Here is a 1,328-nt window from a genome sequence, read left to right as displayed (position 1 = left end):
TGAATGACACGACTTCGGCGGTACGCTTGAGCCCCGCTACATTGTCGGCGCGGAATCACTAGACCAGTGAGCTATTACGCACTCTTTCAAGGGTGGCTGCTTCTAAGCCAACCTCCTGGTTGTCTCTGCGACTCCACATCCTTTCCCACTTAGCGTACGCTTAGGGGCCTTAGTCGATGCTCTGGGCTGTTTCCCTCTCGACCATGGAGCTTATCCCCCACAGTCTCACTGCCGTGCTCTCACTTACCGGCATTCGGAGTTTGGCTAAGGTCAGTAACCCGGTAGGGCCCATCGCCTATCCAGTGCTCTACCTCCGGCAAGAAACACACGACGCTGCACCTAAATGCATTTCGGGGAGAACCAGCTATCACGGAGTTTGATTGGCCTTTCACCCCTAACCACAGGTCATCCCCCAGGTTTTCAACCCTGGTGGGTTCGGTCCTCCACGACCTCTTACAGCCGCTTCAACCTGCCCATGGCTAGATCACTCCGCTTCGGGTCTTGAGCGCGCTACTAAATCGCCCTATTCGGACTCGCTTTCGCTACGGCTTCCCCACACGGGTTAACCTCGCAACACACCGCAAACTCGCAGGCTCATTCTTCAAAAGGCACGCAGTCACGACGTACAGCACAAGTGCTGCACGCGACGCTCCCACGGCTTGTAGGCACACGGTTTCAGGTACTATTTCACTCCGCTCCCGCGGTACTTTTCACCATTCCCTCACGGTACTATCCGCTATCGGTCACCAGGGAATATTTAGGCTTAACGGGTGGTCCCGCCAGATTCACACGGGATTTCTCGGGCCCCGTGCTACTTGGGTGTCTCTCAAACGAGCCGCTGATGTTTCGACTACGGGGGTCTTACCCTCTACGCCGGACCTTTCGCATGTCCTTCGCCTACATCAACGGTTTCTGACTCGTCTCACAGCCGGCAGACTGTGAAAGAGAGATCCCACAACCCCGTATGCGCAACCCCTGCCGGGTCTCACACGCATACGGTTTGGCCTCATCCGGTTTCGCTCGCCACTACTCCCGGAATCACGGTTGTTTTCTCTTCCTGCGGGTACTGAGATGTTTCACTTCCCCGCGTTCCCTCCACACTGCCTATGTGTTCAGCAGCGGGTGACAGCCCATGACGACTGCCGGGTTTCCCCATTCGGAAACCCCCGGATCAAAGCCTGGTTGACGACTCCCCGGGGACTATCGTGGCCTCCCACGTCCTTCATCGGTTCCTGGTGCCAAGGCATCCACCGTGCGCCCTTAAAAACTTGGCCACAGATGCTCGCGTCCACTGTGCAGTTCTCAAACAACGACCAACCACCCATCAC

General features: G+C 56.9%; 1 rRNA gene (running past one end of the window). It reads right to left on the bottom strand.

The annotated features are described in order from the left end of the window. Positions 1–1,274, bottom strand: a 23S ribosomal RNA gene (locus AB0H82_RS36330); it reaches 1,600 nt to the left of the window's first position. Between the last annotated feature and the right edge of the window lie 54 nt (positions 1,275–1,328).

The sequence above is a fragment of the Streptomyces sp. NPDC050732 genome, assembly GCF_040654255.1.
GTDB lineage: Bacteria > Actinomycetota > Actinomycetes > Streptomycetales > Streptomycetaceae > Streptomyces.
This window is presented reverse-complemented; position numbering and strand designations above follow the sequence as displayed.